We start from the raw sequence: 1,215 nt of genomic DNA on the forward strand, positions 1-1,215 counted from the left end.
CCAAGCAGTTCGTTCAGCACCGGCATCTTGGCCTGCAGTTCGGCGGCGGCGAAGCGCTCGACGATCTGCCCGTGCTCCATCACGTAGAAGCGGTCGGCCAGCGGCGCGGCGAAGCGGAAGTTCTGCTCCACCATCACCACCGTGTAGCCCTTCTTCTTCAGCATCAGGATCATGCGCGCCAGTGCCTGCACGATGACCGGTGCCAGGCCTTCCGAGATTTCGTCGAGCAGCAGCAGGCTCGCGCCGGTACGCAGGATGCGCCCCACCGCCAGCATCTGCTGTTCGCCGCCAGACAGTCGCGTGCCCTGGCTCTGGCGCCGTTCGGCCAGGTTCGGGAACATCTCGTAGATCTCGGCCTCGCTCATGCCCCGGCTGGCGTCGGCACCTTTCAATACCGGCGGCAGCATCAGGTTCTCTTCGCAAGACAGGCTCGAGAAGATCGCCCGCTCTTCCGGGCAGTAGCCGATGCCGTAATGCGCGATCTTGTGCGTCGGCAGGCCGATGGTCTCGTGCCCGTTGACCTTGATCGAGCCCTTGCGGGCGCCGGTCAGGCCCATGATGGCGCGCATCGTGGTGGTGCGGCCCGCGCCGTTGCGGCCGAGCAGCGTGACCACTTCGCCGTGATTTACGGTCAGGTCCACGCCGTGCAGGATGTGCGATTCGCCGTACCAGGCGTTCAGGTCCTTGATCTCAAGGGCGGGAGTGTTGGTGTTCATCTCAATGCGCTCCCTGCAGTTCCGCCTCGACCGTGCCCATGTAGGCTTCCATCACGCGCGGGTCCTTGGACACCTCCGCGTACGGCCCTTCGGCCAGGATGGCGCCGCGCTGSAGCACGGTGATCTTGTCGGCGATGGAGGACACCACGTTCATGTTGTGCTCSACCATCAGGATCGTGCGGCCGGCGGACACCTTCTTGATGAGCTGCGTCACGCGGTCCACGTCCTCGTGGCCCATGCCCTGCGTGGGCTCGTCCAGCAGCATCAGCTCGGGCTCCATCGCCAGCGTGGTGGCGATCTCGAGCGCGCGCTTGCGGCCGTAGGGCAGATTGACGGTGACGGTCTCGGCGAACTCGGTCAGGCCGACCTGTTCGAGCAGGTCCATCGCCCGGTCGTTGAGCACGTCGAGCGATCGCTCGCTGCGCCAGAACTGGAACGAGGTGCCAAGCTGGCGCTGCAGGCCGATGCGCACGTTCTCGCGCACGGTCAGGTGCGGGAA

The 1,215-nt window shown here is 65.6% G+C and carries 2 protein-coding genes; both read right to left on the reverse strand.

Going from position 1 to position 1,215, the window contains the following annotated elements:
* Window positions 1–716, reverse strand: a 716-nt coding sequence (locus AC1DP9_RS27660) for an ABC transporter ATP-binding protein (RefSeq protein ID WP_144203676.1), incomplete at its 3' end; no start/stop codon positions are given.
* A gap of 1 nt (window position 717) precedes the next feature.
* A partial coding sequence (locus AC1DP9_RS27665) for an ABC transporter ATP-binding protein (RefSeq protein ID WP_477109067.1) occupies window positions 718–1,215 on the reverse strand: 498 nt, incomplete at its 5' end.

Source organism: Cupriavidus sp. 01L43 (genome assembly GCF_056399925.1).